This window comes from Pseudomonas sp. (assembly GCF_051660785.1).
GTDB lineage: Bacteria > Pseudomonadota > Gammaproteobacteria > Pseudomonadales > Pseudomonadaceae > Aquipseudomonas.
On sequence record NZ_JBOFQE010000098.1, the window covers coordinates 50,055 to 69,923 of the forward strand.

At 61.1% G+C, this 19,869-nt stretch carries 22 protein-coding genes and 2 pseudogenes; 18 read left to right on the top strand and 6 right to left on the bottom strand.

Going from position 1 to position 19,869, the window contains the following annotated elements:
* Positions 1-43 precede the first annotated feature (43 nt).
* The 8 genes from ACRC4F_RS28280 to ACRC4F_RS28315 all read left to right on the top strand — a co-directional run bounded on the left by ACRC4F_RS28280 (position 44) and on the right by ACRC4F_RS28315 (position 7,802).
* Positions 44-2,272 carry a chemotaxis protein CheA gene (locus ACRC4F_RS28280; RefSeq protein WP_438662301.1) on the top strand — a complete coding sequence of 743 codons (2,229 nt, stop codon included), beginning with the start codon at positions 44-46 and terminating at the stop codon, positions 2,270-2,272.
* A 50-nt stretch (positions 2,273-2,322) separates the two neighbouring features.
* On the top strand, positions 2,323-3,462 hold the full coding sequence (locus ACRC4F_RS28285; protein WP_438662302.1) for a protein-glutamate methylesterase/protein-glutamine glutaminase: 1,140 nt from the start codon (positions 2,323-2,325) through the stop codon (positions 3,460-3,462).
* Positions 3,462-4,202 carry a flagellar motor protein gene (locus ACRC4F_RS28290; protein WP_438662303.1) on the top strand — a complete coding sequence of 247 codons (741 nt, stop codon included), beginning with the start codon at positions 3,462-3,464 and terminating at the stop codon, positions 4,200-4,202. The genes ACRC4F_RS28285 and ACRC4F_RS28290 overlap by 1 nt, the downstream gene beginning before the upstream one ends.
* 15 nt (positions 4,203-4,217) lie before the next feature.
* Complete coding sequence (gene motD, locus ACRC4F_RS28295; protein ID WP_438662304.1) at positions 4,218-5,108, top strand: flagellar motor protein MotD; 891 nt, start codon at positions 4,218-4,220, stop codon at positions 5,106-5,108.
* Between the two features lie 40 nt (positions 5,109-5,148).
* Positions 5,149-5,937: a ParA family protein gene (locus tag ACRC4F_RS28300; protein WP_109628602.1), complete on the top strand. Its 789-nt coding sequence runs from the start codon at positions 5,149-5,151 to the stop codon at positions 5,935-5,937.
* 1 nt (position 5,938) lies between these two features.
* On the top strand, positions 5,939-6,835 hold the full coding sequence (locus ACRC4F_RS28305; protein WP_438662305.1) for a CheW domain-containing protein: 897 nt from the start codon (positions 5,939-5,941) through the stop codon (positions 6,833-6,835).
* Positions 6,836-6,923: 88 nt separating this feature from the next.
* Positions 6,924-7,409: a chemotaxis protein CheW gene (locus ACRC4F_RS28310; protein WP_008155806.1), complete on the top strand. Its 486-nt coding sequence runs from the start codon at positions 6,924-6,926 to the stop codon at positions 7,407-7,409.
* A complete protein-coding gene (locus tag ACRC4F_RS28315) occupies positions 7,410-7,802 on the top strand; it encodes a DUF2802 domain-containing protein (RefSeq protein ID WP_109628604.1) in 393 nt (130 codons plus the stop codon).
* Between the two features lie 266 nt (positions 7,803-8,068).
* Here the strand turns inward: ACRC4F_RS28315 and ACRC4F_RS28320 are convergent, their stop codons facing one another.
* A complete protein-coding gene (locus tag ACRC4F_RS28320) occupies positions 8,069-8,398 on the bottom strand; it encodes an EscU/YscU/HrcU family type III secretion system export apparatus switch protein (RefSeq protein WP_438662306.1) in 330 nt (109 codons plus the stop codon).
* Complete coding sequence (fliK, locus tag ACRC4F_RS28325; RefSeq protein WP_438662307.1) at positions 8,395-9,972, bottom strand: flagellar hook-length control protein FliK; 1,578 nt, start codon at positions 9,970-9,972, stop codon at positions 8,395-8,397. The genes ACRC4F_RS28320 and fliK overlap by 4 nt, the downstream gene beginning before the upstream one ends.
* Positions 9,973-10,168: 196 nt before the next feature.
* On the opposite strand from fliK, the gene ccmA reads away from it, so the two are divergent.
* From ccmA to ACRC4F_RS28375, 10 genes are all read left to right on the top strand, one after another.
* Complete coding sequence (ccmA, locus tag ACRC4F_RS28330) at positions 10,169-10,804, top strand: cytochrome c biogenesis heme-transporting ATPase CcmA (RefSeq protein ID WP_438662308.1); 636 nt, start codon at positions 10,169-10,171, stop codon at positions 10,802-10,804.
* Positions 10,801-11,469, top strand: a complete 669-nt coding sequence (gene ccmB, locus ACRC4F_RS28335; protein WP_090188533.1) for a heme exporter protein CcmB — start codon at positions 10,801-10,803, stop codon at positions 11,467-11,469. The genes ccmA and ccmB overlap by 4 nt, the downstream gene beginning before the upstream one ends.
* A gap of 75 nt (positions 11,470-11,544) precedes the next feature.
* Positions 11,545-12,300, top strand: coding sequence for a heme ABC transporter permease (locus ACRC4F_RS28340; RefSeq protein WP_438662309.1), 756 nt, complete (start codon positions 11,545-11,547; stop codon positions 12,298-12,300).
* Entirely contained in the window at positions 12,297-12,473 is a 177-nt protein-coding gene (ccmD, locus tag ACRC4F_RS28345) for a heme exporter protein CcmD (RefSeq protein ID WP_392886510.1), read from the top strand. Before ACRC4F_RS28340 ends, ccmD begins: the two co-directional genes overlap by 4 nt.
* On the top strand, positions 12,470-12,925 hold the full coding sequence (gene ccmE / locus ACRC4F_RS28350; protein ID WP_008026817.1) for a cytochrome c maturation protein CcmE: 456 nt from the start codon (positions 12,470-12,472) through the stop codon (positions 12,923-12,925). Before ccmD ends, ccmE begins: the two co-directional genes overlap by 4 nt.
* A gap of 3 nt (positions 12,926-12,928) precedes the next feature.
* Positions 12,929-14,917, top strand: coding sequence for a heme lyase CcmF/NrfE family subunit (locus tag ACRC4F_RS28355; protein ID WP_438662310.1), 1,989 nt, complete (start codon positions 12,929-12,931; stop codon positions 14,915-14,917).
* Complete coding sequence (locus ACRC4F_RS28360) at positions 14,914-15,450, top strand: DsbE family thiol:disulfide interchange protein (RefSeq protein ID WP_438662311.1); 537 nt, start codon at positions 14,914-14,916, stop codon at positions 15,448-15,450. Before ACRC4F_RS28355 ends, ACRC4F_RS28360 begins: the two co-directional genes overlap by 4 nt.
* Entirely contained in the window at positions 15,447-15,920 is a 474-nt protein-coding gene (locus ACRC4F_RS28365) for a cytochrome c-type biogenesis protein (RefSeq protein ID WP_438662312.1), read from the top strand. Before ACRC4F_RS28360 ends, ACRC4F_RS28365 begins: the two co-directional genes overlap by 4 nt.
* Positions 15,913-17,115, top strand: a complete 1,203-nt coding sequence (gene ccmI, locus ACRC4F_RS28370; protein ID WP_438662313.1) for a c-type cytochrome biogenesis protein CcmI — start codon at positions 15,913-15,915, stop codon at positions 17,113-17,115. The genes ACRC4F_RS28365 and ccmI overlap by 8 nt, the downstream gene beginning before the upstream one ends.
* Before the next feature lie 13 nt (positions 17,116-17,128).
* On the top strand, positions 17,129-17,536 hold the full coding sequence (locus tag ACRC4F_RS28375; protein WP_438662314.1) for a hypothetical protein: 408 nt from the start codon (positions 17,129-17,131) through the stop codon (positions 17,534-17,536).
* Positions 17,537-18,092: 556 nt separating this feature from the next.
* Here ACRC4F_RS28375 and ACRC4F_RS28380 read toward each other — a convergent pair.
* From ACRC4F_RS28380 to ACRC4F_RS28395, 4 genes and pseudogenes are all read right to left on the bottom strand, one after another.
* Positions 18,093-18,195, bottom strand: a pseudogene (locus ACRC4F_RS28380) (PIN domain-containing protein); the annotation flags it as partial.
* Positions 18,192-18,659, bottom strand: a complete 468-nt coding sequence (locus ACRC4F_RS28385; RefSeq protein ID WP_438662315.1) for a helix-turn-helix domain-containing protein — start codon at positions 18,657-18,659, stop codon at positions 18,192-18,194. The pseudogene ACRC4F_RS28380 and the gene ACRC4F_RS28385, both read right to left, overlap by 4 nt.
* 83 nt (positions 18,660-18,742) lie before the next feature.
* The gene (locus ACRC4F_RS28390; RefSeq protein ID WP_438662316.1) at positions 18,743-19,630 is read right to left on the bottom strand and encodes a LysR family transcriptional regulator; all 888 of its coding nucleotides are present in this window, start codon (positions 19,628-19,630) and stop codon (positions 18,743-18,745) included.
* Between the two features lie 116 nt (positions 19,631-19,746).
* Positions 19,747-19,869 (bottom strand): annotated as a pseudogene (locus tag ACRC4F_RS28395) (IS481 family transposase); the annotation flags it as partial.

Consider the following 19,869-nt stretch of genomic DNA (forward strand, 5'->3'; position numbering starts at 1 on the left):
TTTAGGTTTTTTAGGTTTTTAGACCTGTAGGAGCACCCCCTTAATGAGCTTCGGCGCCGATGAAGAGATCCTTCAGGATTTCCTGGTTGAGGCCGGCGAGATTCTAGAGCAACTGTCCGAACAGCTGGTCGAGCTGGAAAGCCGACCGGATGATGCGGATTTGCTCAATGCAATTTTTCGCGGTTTTCACACTGTAAAAGGGGGCGCCGGCTTCCTCCAGCTCAACGAGCTGGTGGAGTGCTGTCACATCGCCGAGAACGTGTTCGACATCCTGCGCAAGGGTGAACGTCGCGTCGACTCGGAACTGATGGACGTAGTTCTCGAAGCGCTGGACGCGGTGAACAGCATGTTTACCGAAGTGCGCGAACGCAGCCCGATTACGGCTGCCACGCCTGAATTGCTCGCGGCACTGGCCCGTCTGGCCGAGCCGCAAACGGCTGATGAATCGGCACCGGTTGCCGAAGTGGTCGAAGCACCGGCCGCTGAAGAATCGGGCGACATCACCGATAACGAATTTGAACAACTGCTGGACTCGCTGAACGCCGTCAAGGCTCAGGCTGAAGCGCCGGCGGCTGCGCCTGTGCAATCCGCTGAAGCGGCAGCCAGCGACGAAATCACCGATGCCGAGTTCGAGTCGTTGCTCGATCAACTGCACGGCAAAGGCCAATTCGCCGTCGATGCGGTGGCGGCACCTGCTGCACCGGCTGCTCCGAAAGCGGCAGGCGATAGCTCCGACATTACCGACGATGAATTCGAAGCACTGCTCGACCAGCTGCACGGCAAAGGCAACTTTGCGGTGGATGCGCTGGAATCGGCCATTGCCTCCGTACCCGCTCCCGCTGCGCCAACCGCTAAAGCGGCCGGCGGCGATCTGATCTCCGATCACGAGTTCGAATCGCTGCTCGACGAATTACACGGCAAAGGCAAGTTCACCGAAGTCGGCACAGGGACTGCGGTGGCTGCTCCAGCCGCCAAGGCTGCTGCGCCGAAACCGGTTGCCAAAGCGCCTGAGCCGAAAGCTGAAGCGCCGAAGCCAGCGGCTCCAGCTCCAGCTCCAGCTCGCGCACCGTCCGCTCCGCCACCGGAAAAACCGGCCAGTGAAGCCGAGACCACCGTGCGGGTTGATACCGCGCGTCTCGACGAAATCATGAACATGGTCGGCGAGTTGGTATTGGTGCGTAACCGCTTGGTCCGTCTGGGCCTCAACAGCGGCGACGAAGCCATGTCCAAGGCCGTGTCGAACCTCGACGTGGTCACGGCCGACCTGCAGACCGCGGTCATGAAGACGCGGATGCAACCGATCAAGAAAGTCTTCGGGCGCTTCCCGCGTCTGGTTCGCGACCTGGCTCGCCAGCTCAAGAAAGAGATCAACCTGGAGCTGGTCGGCGAAGAAACCGACCTCGACAAGAACCTCGTCGAGGCCCTGGCCGACCCGCTGGTCCACTTGGTGCGCAACTCGGTCGACCACGGCATCGAAGAGCCGGCCGATCGCGAAGCGATGGGCAAGCCGCGCAGCGGCAAAGTGATTTTGTCCGCCGAACAGGAAGGCGATCACATCCTGCTGTCCATCTCCGATGACGGCAAGGGCATGGACGCTGACGTTCTGCGCGGCATCGCCGTGAAGAAAGGGTTGATGGACAAGGATGCCGCGGATCGCCTCAGCGAGTCCGATTGCTTCAACCTGATTTTCGCCCCGGGGTTCTCGACCAAGACCGAGATCTCCGACGTGTCGGGTCGTGGCGTGGGCATGGACGTGGTGAAAACCAAGATCGCCCAGCTCAACGGCACCATCAATATCTACTCGACCAAGGGCAAGGGCTCGAAGATCGTCATCAAGGTCCCGTTGACCCTGGCGATAATGCCGACGCTGATGGTCATGCTCGGCAACCAGGCGTTCGCGTTCCCGCTGGTGAACGTCAACGAGATCTTCCACCTCGACCTGTCGCGCACCAACGTGGTGGACGGCCAGGAAGTGGTGATCGTGCGGGACAAGGCACTGCCATTGTTCTACCTCAAGCGCTGGCTGGTCAGCTCCGCCGCTCACGAAGAGCAGCGCGAGGGCCATGTGGTGATCCTTTCGGTGGGCACTCAGCGGATCGGCTTCGTCGTCGACCAGCTGGTGGGTCAGGAAGAAGTGGTCATCAAGCCATTGGGCAAAATGCTCCAGGGAACCCCGGGCATGTCGGGCGCCACCATCACCGGTGACGGTCGCATTGCGCTGATCCTCGATGTTCCGAGCATGCTCAAGCGTTACGCCGCACGGCGTATTTGATTCTGGTGGAGCGGGGCGACTGAGCCTCGCTCCGTCCTAACGGAGTGTTTATGGCAGTCAAAGTCCTGGTGGTGGACGATTCGGGGTTTTTCCGCCGCCGCGTCTCGGAAATTCTTTCAGCGGATCCGAATATCCAGGTCGTCGGTACGGCGACCAACGGAAAAGAGGCGATCGATCAGGCGCTGGCCCTCAAGCCAGACGTGATCACCATGGACTACGAGATGCCGATGATGGACGGCATCACGGCGGTGCGGCACATCATGCAGCGCTGCCCGACCCCGGTGTTGATGTTCTCCTCGCTGACCCACGAAGGTGCCCGGGTAACCCTCGATGCGCTGGACGCCGGCGCAGTGGATTTCCTGCCGAAGAATTTCGAAGACATCTCCCGTAACCCGGAGAAGGTCAAACAACTGCTGTGCGAGAAGATTCTCAGCATTTCGCGCAGTAACCGTCGTGCCAACACCTACAGCGCACCGGCCCCGGTCGCCGCGCCAGCCCCGACGCCTGCGCCTTCGAGCGTCAGCAGCTACGGCAGCAGTGCGCCTGCGCGTCCGGCGCCGGCATCGATTCCGGCGCGTAGCCACGCAGCGGCATCTTCCGGCCCGTCGTCGCCAGCGCCAAAACGCAAAGCCTACAAACTGGTGGCCATCGGCACGTCCACGGGCGGTCCGGTTGCCCTGCAGCGGGTGTTGACCCAGCTGCCGGCCAACTTCCCGGCCCCGATCGTGCTGATCCAGCACATGCCGGCCGCGTTCACCAAGGCGTTCGCCGAACGTCTGGACAAGCTCTGCCGCATCAGCGTCAAGGAAGCCGAGGATGGCGACATCCTGCGTCCGGGCCTGGCGCTGCTGGCACCGGGTGGCAAGCAAATGATGATCGACGGCCGTGGCGCGGTGAAAATCCTCCCGGGTGACGAGCGTCTGAACTACAAACCGTGCGTGGACATCACCTTCGGTTCTGCAGCCAAGTCCTACGGTGACAAAGTTCTGGCGGTCGTATTGACCGGTATGGGCGCCGACGGTCGTGAAGGCGCGCGCCTGCTCAAGCAGGGCGGCAGTGCGATCTGGGCTCAGGATGAAGCGAGCTGCGTGATTTACGGCATGCCGATGGCCATCGTCAAAGCCGACCTGGCCGATGCGATCTACGGTCTGGACGATATTGGCAGGCACTTGGTCGAGGCGTGTATCTGATGGATGTTTTAAGCCTTATCGGGATCATCATGGCGTTTGTCGCCATCATTGGCGGCAACTACCTTGAAGGTGGTCACCTCGGCGCATTGGCCAACGGCCCGGCGGCGCTGATCGTACTCGGTGGGACCATCGGCGCAGCGTTGCTGCAATCGCCGATGAGCGCTTTCAAGCGCGCCATGCAAATCATCGGCTGGATCCTGTTCCCGCCGCGCGTTGACCTGGCCGGCGGCATCGACCGCGTCGTCAACTGGAGCCTGACCGCACGCAAGGAAGGCCTGCTCGGTCTGGAAGGGGTGGCCGATGCCGAACCTGACAGCTACTCGCGCAAAGGCCTGCAACTGCTGGTGGACGGCGCCGAGCCGGAAGCGATTCGCAGCATTCTGGAAGTGGATTTCTACACCCAGGAAGCCCGCGACATCGAAGCGGCCAAAGTCTTTGAAAGCATGGGCGGCTACGCGCCGACCATCGGCATCATCGGTGCGGTGATGGGCCTGATCCATGTCATGGGCAACCTGGCCGATCCGACGCAACTGGGCAGCGGCATCGCCGTCGCGTTCGTCGCGACCATCTACGGCGTGGCCAGTGCCAACCTGGTGTTGCTGCCGATTGCCGCCAAGCTCAAGTCCGTTGCCTTGCGCCAGTCGCGTTACCGCGAAATGTTGCTCGAAGGGATCCTGTCGATCGCCGAAGGTGAAAACCCTCGCTCTATTGAGTTGAAGCTTCAGGGCTTCATGGATTGATGGGAGAGATGGAAGATGGCACGTCGTCGGCAACCTGAAGAACACGTCAATCACGAACGCTGGCTCGTTTCCTACGCCGACTTCATCACGTTGCTGTTCGCATTCTTCGTGGTCATGTACTCGATTTCTTCGATCAACGAGGGCAAGTACAAGGTCATCTCGCAAGCGTTGATCGGAGTCTTTACGGATGCCGATCGCTCGCTCAAGCCGATTCCGATCGGTGAAGAACGACCGCAGACCGTGACCCCGGCCAAGCCGCTGGTCAAGGACAGCGAACAGGTCGACGCCGGTGTTTCCGGTGCCAGCGACCCGCTCAAGAGCATCGCCGATGACATCAGCGCCGCGTTTGGCGACTTGATCAAGTCCAACCAGATGACCGTGCGCGGCAACGAGTTGTGGGTCGAGATCGAGCTCAATTCCAGCCTGTTGTTCGGCAGCGGCGACGCCATGCCCAGCGACATGGCGTTCAGCATCATCGACAAGGTTGCCGGCATTCTGAAACCGTTCGACAACCCGATCCACGTCGAAGGTTTTACCGACGATCAGCCGATCCGCACCGCGCAATACCCGACCAACTGGGAGCTGTCCTCGGCCCGTTCGTCGAGCATCGTGCGCATGCTGGCGATGCAGGGTGTGAACCCTGGCCGTCTGGCGTCGGTGGGTTACGGTGAATTCCAGCCAGTGGCCAATAACGCCACTGCCGAGGGCCGCGCACGCAACCGTCGCGTCGTGCTGGTCGTGTCTCGCAATCTCGATGTACGCCGTAGCCTCACAGGCACCGGAACCGCTCATGCGCAACCGGATGCCGCGTTGAAGCGTGCTGGCACACAAACTGCACCGACCCCGGTCAAGTCGCCGGTACGAGAGAGCGCCGTCAATTCTCCGTCGCCTGCATTAACACGTTGAGCTATTTCCCGGTCGACCCGACCTGGGTGGAACAATCCGAATGAGAGTCTGGGCCGTTGCCAATCAAAAGGGTGGTGTTGGTAAAACCACTTCCTCTATCGCTTTAGCCGGGTTACTGGCCGAGGCGGGCAAGCGCGTGGTCGTGGTCGATCTCGATCCGCACGGCTCCATGACCAGTTACTTCGGCTACGACCCCGACAGCCTGGAACACAGCAGTTACGATCTGTTCCTGCACAAGGGCAGCGTGCCGCAAGGCTTGCCCGGTCAATTGCTTTTGCCCACCAGCGACGAACGCATTTCACTGTTGCCGTCGAGCACCGCTCTGGCCACGCTTGAACGCCAGTCACCGGGCCAGAGTGGTTTGGGCCTGGTGATCGCCAAGAGCCTGGCGCAGCTGTGGCAGGACTTCGATTACGCAGTGATCGACAGCCCGCCGCTGCTCGGCGTGTTGATGGTCAATGCCTTGGCGGCGAGCCAGCAATTGGTGATCCCGGTGCAGACCGAACACTTGGCCGTCAAAGGCCTGGAACGTATGGTCAACACCCTGGCGATGATCAACCGTTCACGCAAAGTGGCGCTGCCGTTCACCATCATTCCGACCCTGTTCGACCGCCGCACCCAGGCGTCCCTCGGCACCCTTCGCGTGTTGCGCGACAAATACCCGGAAGAAATCTGGCAAGGCTACATCCCGATCGACACGCGCCTGCGGGATGCGAGCCGGGCGGGGCTGACGCCTTCGCAATTCGACGGCAAGAGCCGTGGCGTTCTGGCATATCGCGCCTTGCTCAAGCATTTGCTGGCGGCACAACTTGTCCCGCAGGTGGCCTGAAATGAATCGGCCGGTAAAAATCACCTCGCGTCCGCAACTGGCGCTCCAGTCTTACCTGGACAGCCTGCTGATGGAGGCGACTGAAGAGTTGCCGCTGGAAGTCGAAGCGGTAGTTGAAGTCATAGAGGTCGTCGAAGCGGTCGAGGCTGAAGCCGCGCTGGATGAGTTCCAGGCGGCAGTGCTTGAAGAGCAGGCGCGTGATGCGCAGAAGCCGGTTGTCGCTGCCGCGCCTGTCGTAGCGCCAGTAGCTGCTCCGGTTGCAAAAGCCCCGGTGGTGATCGAAGAAGTACCGGCACCGATTCTGGCGCCGGTCTCAACCCTCGCACCGCTGTTGCAAACCCTGGTGCCGCCGGTGGTTGAAGTCCATCTGCCGCCGAGCAACACGCCGCCGCCGGTGGAAGCCGACGGCCGGCCGGCGTGGGCCGCCGAGCCGTTCGAATGCCTGCTGTTTGATGTCGCCGGGTTGACCCTGGCGGTGCCGCTGGTGTGCCTGGGCTCGATTTACTCCCTGGCCGGTCACGAGCTGACGCCGTTGTTCGGTCAGCCGGAATGGTTTCTCGGGATCCTGCCAAGCCAGGCCGGCAACCTGAAAGTCCTGGATACCGCGCGCTGGGTCATGCCCGACCGCTACCGCGACGATTTCCGTCAGGGCCTGCAATACGTTATTTCGGTTCAGGGCTACGAGTGGGGGCTGGCGGTGCATCAGGTCAGCCGCTCATTGCGCCTGGACCCGAACGAAATCAAATGGAGAAGTCATCGAGGTCAGCGGCCATGGCTCGCCGGCACGGTGATTGAGCACATGTGTGCATTGCTGGACGTCTCTGCCCTGGCCGAGTTGATCGCCAGTGGCGGGGCAAAGCACATGAGCGGCAGCAAGCCGCTACACAAACCGACATAGCTGCCGACATAACAAGTATGCGACGGCATTGTTGAATGCCGCCAACAGAGCACACACCGCCAGAAGCGGTTTTTCGAGGGGTCAGGGTATGAGTAATCAAGCGACGAATGCAAAAGGTTCTGAAGATCCGATCCTGCAATGGGTAACCTTCAAACTGGACAATGAAACCTACGGCATCAACGTGATGCGCGTTCAGGAAGTCCTGCGTTACACCGAAATCGCCCCGGTCCCGGGTGCTCCGAGCTACGTGCTGGGCATCATCAACTTGCGCGGCAACGTGGTCACCGTGATCGACACCCGTCAGCGCTTCGGCCTGATGAACGCCGAGATCAGCGACAACACCCGTATCGTCATCATTGAAGCCGACAAGCAAGTAGTCGGGATCATGGTCGACAGCGTGGCCGAGGTGGTTTACCTGCGTCAGTCGGAAATCGAAACCGCGCCAAACGTCGGTAACGAAGAGTCCGCCAAGTTCATTCAAGGCGTGTGCAACAAGAACAACGAACTGCTGATCCTGGTCGAACTGGACAAGATGATGAGCGAAGAAGAATGGTCGGACCTGGAGAACATCTGATTGATTCTTGAGGTAGCGGTCATTGTCCTGTTCCTTTTCTGGGCAGGCACGCTGGCAATGTTCCTGGCGTATATTCGCGCTCAACGGCAAATCGCCGCGCAACAGGCCCAGGGTGATGCGCTGCGCGATCAGCGCATCAAGGACCTGGCCAAGCGCGTCGACGACTATCAAAGCGGCAACGTGCGCATGGGTGAAGACCTGCACGAACTGCGCGCCGTCGTCGGGCCGCTGCCGGACAAACTGGCGCAGCTGGAACAGCGCGATCCGTCGAGCCTGTCGTTTGCCCAGGCTGCGCGCCTGGTGGGGATGGGGGCTACGGTTGATGAACTGACTCAGTCTTGCGGGTTGACCCAGGCTGAGGCGGAGTTGATGCGTAAGCTGCACCGGAACTGATTTTTGCGACTTGGCTGAGATTGCTATCGCGAGCAGGCTCGCTCCTACAGGTGATTGGGTCGAACACAAAATATGTGAACGCCGGCAATCCCTGTGGGAGCGAGCTTGCTCGCGATGGCGGTGTGTAGGTCACCAAAGATGCTGAATGTGCCGTCCCCTTCGCGGGCAAGCCTCGCTCCTACAGGTGATGGGCTCGAACACAAAATAAGTGAACGCCGCCAAAACCCTGTGGAAGTGAGCCTGCTCGCGATGGCGTCTTCGAAGTCTCAGTAATCATCCCCGCGATCGGTAACATCCTTCTCGACCATCCCCGCATCCGGATCATGCCCCGCCGGAAACTTGCCCTTCAAATTCCACGCAAACGCAATAATCTCGGCAATCGTGCGGTACAGCTCTTCCGGAATACTTTCGCCCAGCTCCATGCGCGCCAGCAGCTTCACCAGCTCGGCGTTTTCATAGATGGGCACTTCATAATCGCGGGCAATCTTCAGAATGGCTTCGGCCAGCGCTTCGTCGCCTTTGGCCGTGAGGGTTGGGGCGTGGCTGCCGTCGTACTTGAGGGCGATGGCCTGACGTGGGGCGTTGGGGTTTCTCATGCGGTTTCGTCGACCCAGCGTTGTTCGAGGCGGGTTTGCGGGCCTTGCGGTGGCGTGCCGAGGTGGCAATCGAGATCGCCGACGTTCAGTCCGGAATCCAGCAGGCGCTGGCGCAACGCGGCCAGATTGCTTTCGATCAGGCTGGCGGTGTACGGCCGTTCGGCCCAGAGCTGGCTGGACAGGCTGCCCTTGATCAACTGCGCCTGAATTTGCAACGGGCCCAGCGGCTCCATGTCGAACGCCAGGTCGACGCGCCACAGTTGCTGCTTCGGCTCGCGTTCATCGCGGCGTTCGTGCGGTTGTTCTTTCTCCGGCGCTTCTTCGCGCTGGAACTTGACCTGCAACGGCACGATGTCCTGCAAATTGCGCATCGGGATTTCCAGCTGCCAGGTGCTGAGCAGGCGTCCATCGTCCGTTACGCCGGTTTGCTCAAGGCTCGACAATTGATGGCTTTGCAAGCGCGAAACGGCCGCTGCGGCCAGACGCAGCAAGTGCTCAAGATCGTCTTCACCGTCCTGGCTTTGCAGCAGGCGTTCGGGCAGCGGGAAACTGGTGGGCAACGGTTTGGCGCTGACCTGGCCGAGCATGCCCAACGCGCTGCGCACGAAACTTGGCATCGTCTGCACCAACGTATTGGCGGCAATGATCGCGTTGAGATTGGTGTTGGCCGGCAATCCCGGTGTCAGTTGCGCGATCAGCTTGAGCAAGTCGCCTTTCATGTCCGGCGCCAGTGTCGGGTTTTGCCCGGTCAGCAATTTCGCTTCCAGGAACAGGCCGCTATTGGCCAGTGCCTGAGCCAAACCTTTGGGCGTGCTCAGTTGTTGAACGTCCGGCAAACCGGCCAGCAGTTTCTCCACGGCAACCCGCAGGTCGCTGGACGTCTGATCCGTCGGGGGAGGCAGGTTTTGCAGGACTTTGATCAAGCCATCCAGCGAACCCTGGCGGCTCTGTTGACTGACCAATTGCTGGGTGACCGCCAGTTGCTCCTGACGATTGCTCAGCGGCACGAATTTCAGTGTTTGCGTGTCCTGCACCATGGCGCTCAACAGCGTGCCGATGCGCAGCGGCGTCGGGCTCTCGATACTCAGGGTGCTGCCGCTCAACGCGGTGTTGAGCAGGCTCACCATCGAGCGAAACACCGTTGGTTGTCCCGGCACCTGCGGCAGCACTTGCGAGGTCAACACCTTGCCCTGCAACAACGTCCCGACCGGCAATTGCGCGGTGTCGATGCGAGTGAGCGTGGCGACGCTGGAAGCGATGGCCTGTTGCACCGTGATCGCCAGGTTGCTGGCTGACGGCTGGGTGATCGCCAGACTCGTGCCTTGGGGCAACGGCTGGGTGCTGGTGGCCTGGACCGTGGTCTGGCGGCCGCTGTCGAGGGTGACCTTGAGCAACAGTTGAAAGCTCTGATCCGCCTGCTTGAGCGACAGCACTTCGGCTTTGGCGGTCTGGCCGGGTGTGATCAGGCCCTCCATCGGCTTCAGCAGCTGGAGCAGATCGCCACTCACCACCAACGGCCGCGAAGTCGCGGGGGTGGTCTGCGGTAGCGGGAGGATGTTCATTTCGCCTGTCATACGCGGTCACAACCTGAGGAAAATGCACTCTTTAGAGTAGGGCATGGCATGTATAATGCCGCCCGTCTTCGGGGAGTGGCGAAAACATTGCATTTGTTTGACGCAGCTCTCTAGAACCAGCCGCCAATGCATCTATGCTGCATCTCTTTAGCGGCCGCTGTGCCGCCGACTTGAACCGCAAAAGGCCCGTGATCTCTTGACCAGTCCTGTCCTGCAAACCGTTGCCCTCGCTTGTGAGCGAGACCTTCGGCTGCTCTTCGAAAATCTCGAATTGAGACTGGGCAGTGGCGAAATGTTGCAAATCAGCGGTCCCAACGGCAGTGGCAAAACCAGTCTGCTACGTCTGTTATCCGGTTTGATGCAGCCGACCGCCGGCCAAGTGCTGCTCAACGGCCAGCCGCTGAACGATCAGCGCCTGGAACTGGCGCGCAACCTGTTGTGGATCGGCCATGCCGCCGGGATCAAGGATCTGCTGACGCCGGAAGAGAACCTGACCTGGCTCTGCGCCCTGCATCAACCGGCCTCCCACGAGGCGATCTGGCAAGCGCTGGCGGATGTCGGACTGCGCGGTTTCGAGGACGTTCCCTGCCACACGTTGTCCGCCGGCCAGAAGCGCCGCGTGGCATTGGCGCGCTTGTACCTCGACAGCCCGCCGCTGTGGATCCTCGACGAGCCGTTCACCGCGCTCGATAAACAAGGCGTGGCGCAACTCGAAGAACACTTGGCCGTCCACTGCGAGCGCGGCGGCATGGTGGTGCTGACCACTCACCACACGCTGAGCCGGATGCCGGCCAGCTATCGCGACATCGATCTGGGGAAGTGGGCCGTATGAGTGTTTTCGGCCTGTTGGTCGCCCGTGAGGCCCGTCTGTTGTTCCGCCGTCCTGCTGAACTGGCCAATCCGCTGGTATTTTTCGCCATTGTCGTTTCGCTGTTCCCGTTGGCGGTCGGCCCCGAGTCTCAATTGTTGCAAACCTTGTCTCCGGGACTCGTCTGGGTCGCGGCCCTTTTATCGGTTCTGCTCTCGCTGGACGGGCTTTTCCGCAGTGATTTCGAGGACGGATCGCTTGAACAGTGGGTCCTTTCGTCGCACCCCCTGCCTCTTCTGGTTTTGGCCAAGGTACTGGCACACTGGGCCTTCTCTGGCCTGGCACTGGTTTTGCTCGCGCCACTGCTGGCGTTGATGCTCGGTTTGCCAACCGCCTGTCTGCCGGTGTTGCTGCTTTCTTTATTGCTGGGTACACCGGTGCTGAGCCTGCTCGGTGCAGTGGGCGCAGCCCTGACGGTGGGATTGAAGCGCGGCGGCCTGTTGCTGGCGCTGCTGATTCTGCCGCTGTACATCCCGGTGTTGATTCTCGGCAGTGGCGCCTTGCAGGCGGCGTTGCAGGGCATGCCGGCGACCGGTTATCTCTTGTGGCTTGGCAGCCTGACCGCCCTGGCGATAACCCTGACACCGTTTGCAATAGCTGCTGGCCTGAAGATCAGCGTCGGCGAATAATGAGGTCTGGTCAAAATTTGATCAGTAAAGACCCTTTGGCTCTTCAAGCGAAGAGCAACCGTGATGGAAACAGTAATGAACTGGACCTGGTTTCATAAGCTCGGCTCGCCCAAATGGTTTTATGGCATCAGCGGTAAACTGCTGCCATGGCTGAGCATCGCAGCCTTGCTGCTGATCGGCATCGGTGTTGTCTGGGGCCTGGCCTTCGCGCCGCCTGACTACCAGCAAGGCAACAGCTTTCGCATCATCTATATCCACGTTCCCGCGGCCATGCTGGCGCAGTCCGTCTACGTCATGCTCGCGGTGTGCGGCATCGTCGGGCTCGTCTGGAAGATGAAACTGGCCGACGTCGCCCTGCAATGCGCGGCACCCATCGGTGCGTGGATGACGGCTGTTGCGCTGGTCACCGGCGCGATCTGGGGCAAACCGACCTGGGGCTCGTGGTGGGTCTGGGATGCGCGACTTACGTCCATGCTTATCCTGCTGTTTCTGTACTTCGGTCTCATTGCGCTGGGCAACGCGATCAGCAATCGTGACAGTGCGGCCAAGGCCTGCGCGGTCCTGGCGATTGTCGGCGTGATCAATATCCCGATCATCAAATACTCGGTGGAGTGGTGGAACACCCTGCACCAGGGCGCGACTTTCACCCTCACCGAAAAACCGGCAATGCCGGCCGAAATGTGGCTGCCGCTGCTGCTGACGGTGCTGGGTTTCTACTGTTTCTTCGGCGCGGTGCTGTTGCTGCGCATGCGCCTTGAAGTGCTCAAGCGCGAAGCCCGAGCCAGTTGGGTCAAGGCTGAAGTGCAGAACAGTCTGGAGGCCGCTCGATGAGTTTTGCTTCATTCGGCGACTTCCTCGCCATGGGCCATCACGCCCTGTATGTCTGGTCGGCCTATGGCATCTGCCTGGCGGTACTGGTTCTTAACGTGGCGGCGCCGGTCCTGGCCCGCAAGCGGTATCTGCAACAAGAGGCGCGTCGTTTGCGCCGGGAGAACGGCAAGTGAATCCGCTGCGCAAAAAGCGTCTTATCATCATTCTCGCGATCCTGGTGGGTGTCGGCGCGGCCGTCGGCCTGGCCCTGAGCGCCTTGCAGCAGAACATCAATCTGTTTTACACCCCGACCCAGATCGCCAACGGCGAAGCCCCGCAAGACACACGCATTCGGGCGGGCGGCATGGTCGAGAAAGGTTCGCTGCAACGTTCCGGCGATTCCCTGGACGTGAAATTCATCGTCACCGACTTCAACAAATCCGTGACCATCAGCTATCGCGGCATCCTGCCGGACCTGTTCCGCGAAGGGCAGGGCATCGTGGCGCTGGGCAAACTGAACGCCGACGGCGTGGTAGTAGCCGACGAAGTGCTGGCCAAGCACGATGAAAAGTACATGCCGCCGGAAGTGACCAAGGCTTTGAAAGACAGCGGTCAATCTGCTCCAACGCCCGCGAAGGAGGGTTGATCGATGACATCCGGACTGTTTATTCCCGAACTCGGCCACCTGGCCATGATCCTGGCGCTGTGTTTCGCGCTGGTTCAGGCCAGCGTGCCGTTGCTCGGCGCCTGGCGCGGTGACCGTTTGTGGATGAGCCTGGCTCAACCGGCCGCCTGGGGCCAGTTCGCTTTCCTGCTGTTCGCCTTCGGTTGCCTGACCTACGCATTCATGGCCGACGACTTCTCCGTCGCCTATGTAGCCAGCAACTCCAACAGCGCCTTGCCGTGGTACTACAAGTTCAGCGCGGTGTGGGGCGCTCACGAAGGCTCGTTGCTGCTGTGGGCCTTGATCCTCGGCGGCTGGACCTTTGCCGTGTCGGTGTTCTCCCGGCAGTTGCCGCAAGTGATGCTGGCCCGCGTGCTGGCCGTGATGGGCATGATCAGCACCGGTTTCCTGCTGTTCCTGATCCTCACCTCGAACCCGTTCAAGCGCATCCTGCCGCAAGTGCCCGGCGACGGCGCGGACCTCAATCCGCTCCTGCAGGACATCGGCCTTATCGTTCACCCGCCGATGCTGTACATGGGTTATGTCGGTTTCTCGGTGGCCTTCGCCTTCGCCATTGCGGCGCTGATGGGCGGTCGTCTTGATGCGGCGTGGGCGCGCTGGTCGCGTCCGTGGACCATCGTCGCCTGGGCCTTCCTCGGGATCGGCATCACGCTCGGTTCGTGGTGGGCTTACTACGAACTCGGCTGGGGCGGCTGGTGGTTTTGGGACCCGGTGGAAAACGCCTCGTTCATGCCTTGGCTGGTTGGCACGGCGCTGATTCACTCGTTGGCGGTCACGGAAAAACGTGGCGTGTTCAAGAGCTGGACCGTGTTGCTGGCCATCGCTGCGTTTTCGCTGAGCTTGCTCGGGACGTTCCTGGTGCGTTCCGGCGTGCTGACCTCGGTTCACGCCTTCGCGTCCGATCCGGAACGCGGCGTGTTCATCCTGATTTTCCTGCTGTTCGTGGTCGGCGGCTCGCTGACGCTGTTTGCGTTGCGCGCTCCGGTGGTGAAGAGCCACGTCGGCTTCAACCTGTGGTCCCGGGAAACCCTGCTGCTGGGCAACAACCTGGTGCTGGTGGTGGCCGCGTCGATGATCCTGCTCGGCACCTTGTACCCGTTGATCCTCGATGCGATGACCGGCGCCAAGCTGTCGGTCGGCCCGCCGTACTTCAACGCACTGTTCATTCCGTTGATGGCGTTGCTGATGGCGGTGATGGCCGTCGGCATGCTGGTGCGCTGGAAAGATACCCCGGTCAAATGGCTGTTCAACATGCTGACCCCGGTGTTGCTCGGCAGCGCCGCATTGGCCGTGGTGGCCGGCGTCGCGTACGGCGATTTCAACTGGGCGGTGATCGCCACGTTCATGCTCGCGGCCTGGGTGCTGTTGGCTGGCGTGCGTGACATCTTCGACAAGACCCGCCACAAAGGCCTGATCAAAGGCTTGCCGACCCTGACCCGCAGCTACTGGGGCATGCAGATCGCGCACTTGGGCATCGCCGTGTGCGCCCTCGGCGTCGTGCTGTCGAGCCAGAACAGTGCCGAGCGCGACCTGCGCCTGGCGCCGGGCGAGTCCATGGACCTGGGCGGTTACCAGTTCGTGTTCGAAGGCGCCAAGCATTATGAAGGCCCGAACTTCACTTCCGACAAGGGCACCGTCCGAGTGATCCGTGACGGCAAGGAAGTCAGCGTGCTGCACCCGGAAAAACGCCTCTACACCGTGCAGAACTCGGTGATGACCGAAGCCGGGATCGACGCCGGTTTCACCCGTGACATTTACGTCGCACTTGGCGAACCGCTGGGCGATGGCGCCTGGGCCGTGCGGGTTCACGTCAAACCGTTCGTGCGCTGGATCTGGTTCGGCGGGCTGCTCACAGGTTTCGGCGGGTTGCTGGCGGCGCTGGATCGCCGTTATCGGGTCAAGGTGAAAAGTCGTGTGCGTGAAGCACTGGGCATGACGGGAGCCACGGCATGAGACGTTGGATAATGCTGTTGCCACTGGCGATTTTTCTGGTGGTGGCTGTGTTTCTGTATCGCGGGTTGTACCTGGACCCGGCCGAGTTGCCTTCGGCGATGATCGGCAAACCGTTCCCGACGTTTTCCCTGCCGACCGTGGAGGGCGACAAGACCCTGACCAAGGCCGACATTCTTGGTAAACCGGCACTGGTCAACGTCTGGGCCACCTGGTGCATCGCCTGCAAGGTCGAGCATCCGGTGCTGAACAAACTGGCCCGGCAGGGCGTGACGATTTATGGCATCAACTACAAGGACGTCAACGCCGACGCGAAGAAGTGGCTGGTGGAATTCCACAACCCTTACCAGTTGGGGATCAGTGACTCGGAAGGCTCGCTGGGCCTGAACCTCGGTGTGTATGGCGCGCCGGAAACCTTCTTCATCGACGCCAAGGGCATCATCCGCGACAAGTTTGTCGGGGTGATCGACGAGCAGGTCTGGCGTGAAAAACTGGCGGCCAGGTATCAGGCGCTGGTCGACGAGGCCAAGCCATGAAACGCTGGATAGCCGCTGTTGTACTGGGTTTGAGCATGGCGGGCGTCGCGCACGCGGCCATCGACACCTACGAATTCGCCAAAGAAGGTGATCGCGAGCGTTTTCGCGAGCTGACCAAAGAGCTGCGTTGCCCCAAGTGCCAGAATCAGGACATCGCCGATTCCAACGCACCGATCGCCGCCGACCTGCGCAAAGAGATTTTCCGCATGTTGGGCGAGGGCAAGGACAACCAGCAGATCATCGACTTCATGGTTGATCGCTACGGTGATTTCGTCCGCTACAAACCCGCCCTGAACGCCAAGACTGCCTTGCTCTGGTTCGGCCCCGCCGGCCTGCTGCTGGGCGGTTTTGTGATCATCGCCGTGATCGTCCGCCGTCGTCGCGTGCAACGCACGGACACCAGGGACGAGCTTTCTGCCGAGGAGCGCGAGCGCCTCGACCATCTGCTGGATAAAACCAAGAATGATTGATTTCTGGCTCGCTGCAGGTCTGCTGCTTCTGGTTGCCCTGAGTTTTCTGCTGATCCCCGTTTTGCGTGGCCGTCGCGCGCAGCTCGAAGAGGATCGTACTGCCCTGAACGTCGCGCTGTATCAGGAACGCGTGGCTGAGTTGCAAACCGAGCAGGAAGAGGGCGTGCTCAACGCTGCGCAACTGGAAACCGGTCGCGCCGAAGCGGCCCGTGAGTTGCTCGCCGACACCGAAGGTGTCGAGTCACCGCGGGTGGCGCGCCTGGGCAAACCGTTGCCCTTGCTGGCGGCGATTCTGGTGCCTGTCCTGGGACTTGGCTTGTACCTGCATTTCGGGGCCAGTGACAAAGTCGAGCTGACCCGCGAATTCTCCCAGGCACCGCAGTCGATGGAAGAGATGACCCGGCGTCTGGAACGCGCGGTCGAGGCTCAGCCGGATTCCGCTGAGGGCTTGTACTTCCTCGGTCGCACCTATATGGCTCAGGATCGTCCCGCTGATGCGGCGAAGATCTTTGAACGCACGGTGACCCTGGCCGGTCGTCAGCCGGAACTGCTCGGCCAATGGGCCCAGGCCCAGTATTTCGCTGATGGTAAAAAGTGGTCGGACAAGATCCAGGCGTTGACAGATGAAGCGCTGAAAGCCGACCCGAAAGAAGTCACCAGCCTTGGTCTGCTCGGTATCGCGGCGTTTGAAGCCCAGCGTTATCAAGACGCCATCGACTACTGGAATCGTCTGCTGGCGCAACTGCCACCGGAAGACAGCTCCCGTGCCGCGTTGCAAGGCGGGATCACCCGGGCCACCGAGAAGCTTGAAGCCAGCGGCGGCAAAGTCGCCCAGGCCCCAGCGGCCAAAGCGGCGGCGAAGCTTAAAGTCACTGTCGATCTGGCGCCTGAGCTCAAAGCCAAGGTCCAGCCCGGCGACAGCGTGTTCATTTTCGCCCGCGCCACCTCGGGTCCACCGGCACCGCTGGCTGCCAAGCGTCTGACCGTGGCCGACCTGCCAGCCACCGTCGAACTGGGCGATGCCGACGCAATGATGCCGCAGTTGAAACTGTCGAACTTCCCTGAAGTCCAACTGGTTGCGCGCATCTCCCGCGCCGGCCAACCGACTGCCGGCGAATGGATCGGTCGCAGCCAGCCTCTGGCCAGCAGCACCACCGCAGCGCAAAAACTGACCATCGACACCCCGGACAAATAACAGGAAATCGCCCATGACCGCCATCGCTCGTATCACCCTGCTCAGTCTGGTTTTGGGGTTAAGCGCTTGTGCGGTCCAACGGCCTCCTGAGCAGCCGACCCCGCCACCGATCCCGCCGTCGCAGCCCAGCACCAAACCGGCGCCTTCGTCGGTTCCGAGCAAACCGACCACGCCGGCCAAACCTGCCAAGCCGCTGCCACGCACCTCCGCGAGCTTTGCGCCACCACCGGGCGGTAATAGCCATTGGGACGCGAAGCTCGGCGTTTACGTGCTGGATGATCAGCCCAACACCTTCTACCGCCAGCGCACCTACTACCGCTGGAACAACGGCTGGAGCCGGTCGATCAGCCCGAACGGTCCGTGGGAAGAGACCAATATCCATGGCGTGCCGGGTGGGTTGGGGCGGCAGTTCGGGGAGTAATGCAAAAGGCGACTTTCGAGGTCGCCTTTTTTGTGGGCGCAGGAAAAGAGATGGACCCACCATGAAACCTTGTGGGAGCGAGCCTGCTCGCGATGGCTGTGTGTCAGGTGACGCGTTTTTTGATGGTGTACATATCCATTTCTGCGGTAACGGCGGCTAATGGTTCCGCCCTTACGGCGGGTCACTTGGAAAAGCGCCAAGTAACCAAACGCTTTCGCCCCTGACGTTCGGTGCCTCGCTAAGGCTCGGCATGCCCTCGCTCCGGCCCTGCTCCGTGGGCCCGCCGCCATCGGCCATCCATGGCCGGGGGCGGCTACCGCGGCATCCTTGCCGCGGTGCCCACTGCGCAGAACCTCCGCTCGGCCTCCCGACGGGGCAGATCAAGATCAAAAGCTGCAGGCGAGCTAACGCTCGGCCTGATGAGTGGTGAACAGCGCGCGTACACCCCTTTCCTGTAGGAGCTGTCGAGTGAAACGAGGCTGCGATCTTTTGATCTTGCCTTTGCCTTCGATCGTTCCCAGCTCCGCGTTACCAATGAGCAAGGCTTTAAACTCGTGTCGATAGCTCCCTGATAGCGCGAGCCACATCAGAAAATCCCTCAAGGGCGCGGGGTAAAGCACACACGCGTCATATACAGCGGTAAAAGAAGAGTGCCTCACTCGTATCCTGTCCTTAACGCTTGTGCCTGCTCGGCGAGAAGCGTCATTGCTTGCTCGCTGGCAGTGTCGCGCCGGTTTTTATAGTCCATCAAATCGGCAAAGCGCACACGTCGGTGCTTGCCGGTTTTGTGGTAGGACAAGTCGCCGGATTCGAGCAGTTTGATCAGGTGCGGACGTGAGACGTTGAGCAGGTCCGCCGCTTCCTGGGTGGTGAGTTCAGCGTGAACCGGGACCACTTTGACAGCGTTGCCTGCGGCGAGCTCAGCCAGAATGTCGACAAGCAACCGGAGGGCCGAGGTAGGGAGTTCGACACGGTGAGCTTCGTTCTGCTCGTCAAAAATCTGGATGTGCTGAGTGTCGAATTGGGTGGCGAGATAGGCCGCCAAGGCGCGCTGTCCTTCGATGGCAGCTTGTACTTCGCGCTCCAGAGGCAAGGTGATCGGCGGGTGGATAACGGGCGACATGGCGGTTTTCAATATTCTGAATAATCGAAGCTGGCAGGCTATCGAAATAATCGAAAATCGCAATAAACGAAATAATCGAAACGTCAGGCTTTGTTCGCCAACAACCCCTGCACATACTCCACAAACGCCCGAGCCTTGGCGCTGGCCAATCTGCCTGTAGGAAACACCGCCCACAGGTCCTGATTCGGCAGCGTCCAATCCTTCATCACTTCCCTGACCGCGCCGCTGGCCAACTCCGGCGCAAACATCCATTGCGATGCCAGGGTCAGCCCTTGATGAGCGAGCACGGCTGCACGCAGACCTTCGGCGGCGTTGACGCGGATTCGGCCGCTGATGGTGACTGACTGCTCATCTGTCCCGTTGCGGAACTGCCAATGGGCACCGCCGCCCAAGCTGTAGGCGACTGCCTGGTGTTTGCTCAGATCAGCCGGGCAGTCGGGTTGGCCGTGCTTTTCGAAATAGGCGGGCGTGCCCAGGACGACGCGTCGGCATTCGGCGATTTTGCGGGCGGTGAGGCCGGAGTCGCTCTGGGCGCCCAGGCGCAGGGCGATGTCGACGCCTTCTTCGACCAGATTGATGTTGCGGTCGTCGAGCATCAGGTCGACGTTCAGGTCCGGGTTTTGATCGAGAAACGGTCCGAGGTGCGGAACGATGTGCAGTCGGCCGAAGGTCACGGCGGCACAGATCCGCAGGTTTCCGGTAAGCCCGCTGGCGGCACCGCGCGCGGCGTTGTCGGCCTCATCAGCTTCTTCGATGGCGCGCTTGGCGCGTTCGAAGAAGACCAGCCCGGCTTCGGTGGGCGTCAGGCCGCGCGTCGAGCGCAGCAGGAGTCGAACCGCGAGACGTGCCTCCAGGTGCGCAATGGTTTTCGACACGGCGGGCTGGCCGATATTCAGGCGCCTCGCAGCGGCGGAAAACGAGCCGGTCTCCACCACGTAGACGAAGGTTTCCATTGCGCCGAGGCGGTCCATCTGGGGTCCTTGCGGAGTCTGAAATTGTTGGAGATCCAGTGTGGGAGCGAGCCTGCTCGCGATGGCGGACTTTCAGTCACATTTATGTTGGATGTGCCGACGCCATCGCTAGCAGGCTAGCTGTGTAAACCCACCACGTTGTTCACGGATGCTATTCGGCTAATCGGTGGCAAATAACTCAGGCTGGCATGCGGGCGATGCCAGTTGTACTCGTGCAACCACGACGTCAGGTAGGTCGC

What these genes read in the sequence shown, in the direction of transcription:
- ACRC4F_RS28280 (WP_438662301.1), top strand. Translation starts at nt 44, where the DNA reads ATGAGCTTCGGCGCCGATGAAGAGATCCTTCAGGATTTCCTGGTTGAG.
- ACRC4F_RS28285 (WP_438662302.1), top strand. Translation starts at nt 2,323, where the DNA reads ATGGCAGTCAAAGTCCTGGTGGTGGACGATTCGGGGTTTTTCCGCCGC.
- ACRC4F_RS28290 (WP_438662303.1), top strand. Translation starts at nt 3,462, where the DNA reads ATGGATGTTTTAAGCCTTATCGGGATCATCATGGCGTTTGTCGCCATC.
- motD (WP_438662304.1), top strand. Translation starts at nt 4,218, where the DNA reads ATGGCACGTCGTCGGCAACCTGAAGAACACGTCAATCACGAACGCTGG.
- ACRC4F_RS28300 (WP_109628602.1), top strand. Translation starts at nt 5,149, where the DNA reads ATGAGAGTCTGGGCCGTTGCCAATCAAAAGGGTGGTGTTGGTAAAACC.
- ACRC4F_RS28305 (WP_438662305.1), top strand. Translation starts at nt 5,939, where the DNA reads ATGAATCGGCCGGTAAAAATCACCTCGCGTCCGCAACTGGCGCTCCAG.
- ACRC4F_RS28310 (WP_008155806.1), top strand. Translation starts at nt 6,924, where the DNA reads ATGAGTAATCAAGCGACGAATGCAAAAGGTTCTGAAGATCCGATCCTG.
- ACRC4F_RS28320 (WP_438662306.1), bottom strand. Translation starts at nt 8,398, where the DNA reads ATGAGAAACCCCAACGCCCCACGTCAGGCCATCGCCCTCAAGTACGAC.
- fliK (WP_438662307.1), bottom strand. Translation starts at nt 9,972, where the DNA reads ATGACAGGCGAAATGAACATCCTCCCGCTACCGCAGACCACCCCCGCG.
- ccmB (WP_090188533.1), top strand. Translation starts at nt 10,801, where the DNA reads ATGAGTGTTTTCGGCCTGTTGGTCGCCCGTGAGGCCCGTCTGTTGTTC.
- ACRC4F_RS28340 (WP_438662309.1), top strand. Translation starts at nt 11,545, where the DNA reads ATGAACTGGACCTGGTTTCATAAGCTCGGCTCGCCCAAATGGTTTTAT.
- ccmD (WP_392886510.1), top strand. Translation starts at nt 12,297, where the DNA reads ATGAGTTTTGCTTCATTCGGCGACTTCCTCGCCATGGGCCATCACGCC.
- ACRC4F_RS28355 (WP_438662310.1), top strand. Translation starts at nt 12,929, where the DNA reads ATGACATCCGGACTGTTTATTCCCGAACTCGGCCACCTGGCCATGATC.
- ACRC4F_RS28360 (WP_438662311.1), top strand. Translation starts at nt 14,914, where the DNA reads ATGAGACGTTGGATAATGCTGTTGCCACTGGCGATTTTTCTGGTGGTG.
- ACRC4F_RS28365 (WP_438662312.1), top strand. Translation starts at nt 15,447, where the DNA reads ATGAAACGCTGGATAGCCGCTGTTGTACTGGGTTTGAGCATGGCGGGC.
- ccmI (WP_438662313.1), top strand. Translation starts at nt 15,913, where the DNA reads ATGATTGATTTCTGGCTCGCTGCAGGTCTGCTGCTTCTGGTTGCCCTG.
- ACRC4F_RS28375 (WP_438662314.1), top strand. Translation starts at nt 17,129, where the DNA reads ATGACCGCCATCGCTCGTATCACCCTGCTCAGTCTGGTTTTGGGGTTA.
- ACRC4F_RS28385 (WP_438662315.1), bottom strand. Translation starts at nt 18,659, where the DNA reads ATGTCGCCCGTTATCCACCCGCCGATCACCTTGCCTCTGGAGCGCGAA.
- ACRC4F_RS28390 (WP_438662316.1), bottom strand. Translation starts at nt 19,630, where the DNA reads ATGGACCGCCTCGGCGCAATGGAAACCTTCGTCTACGTGGTGGAGACC.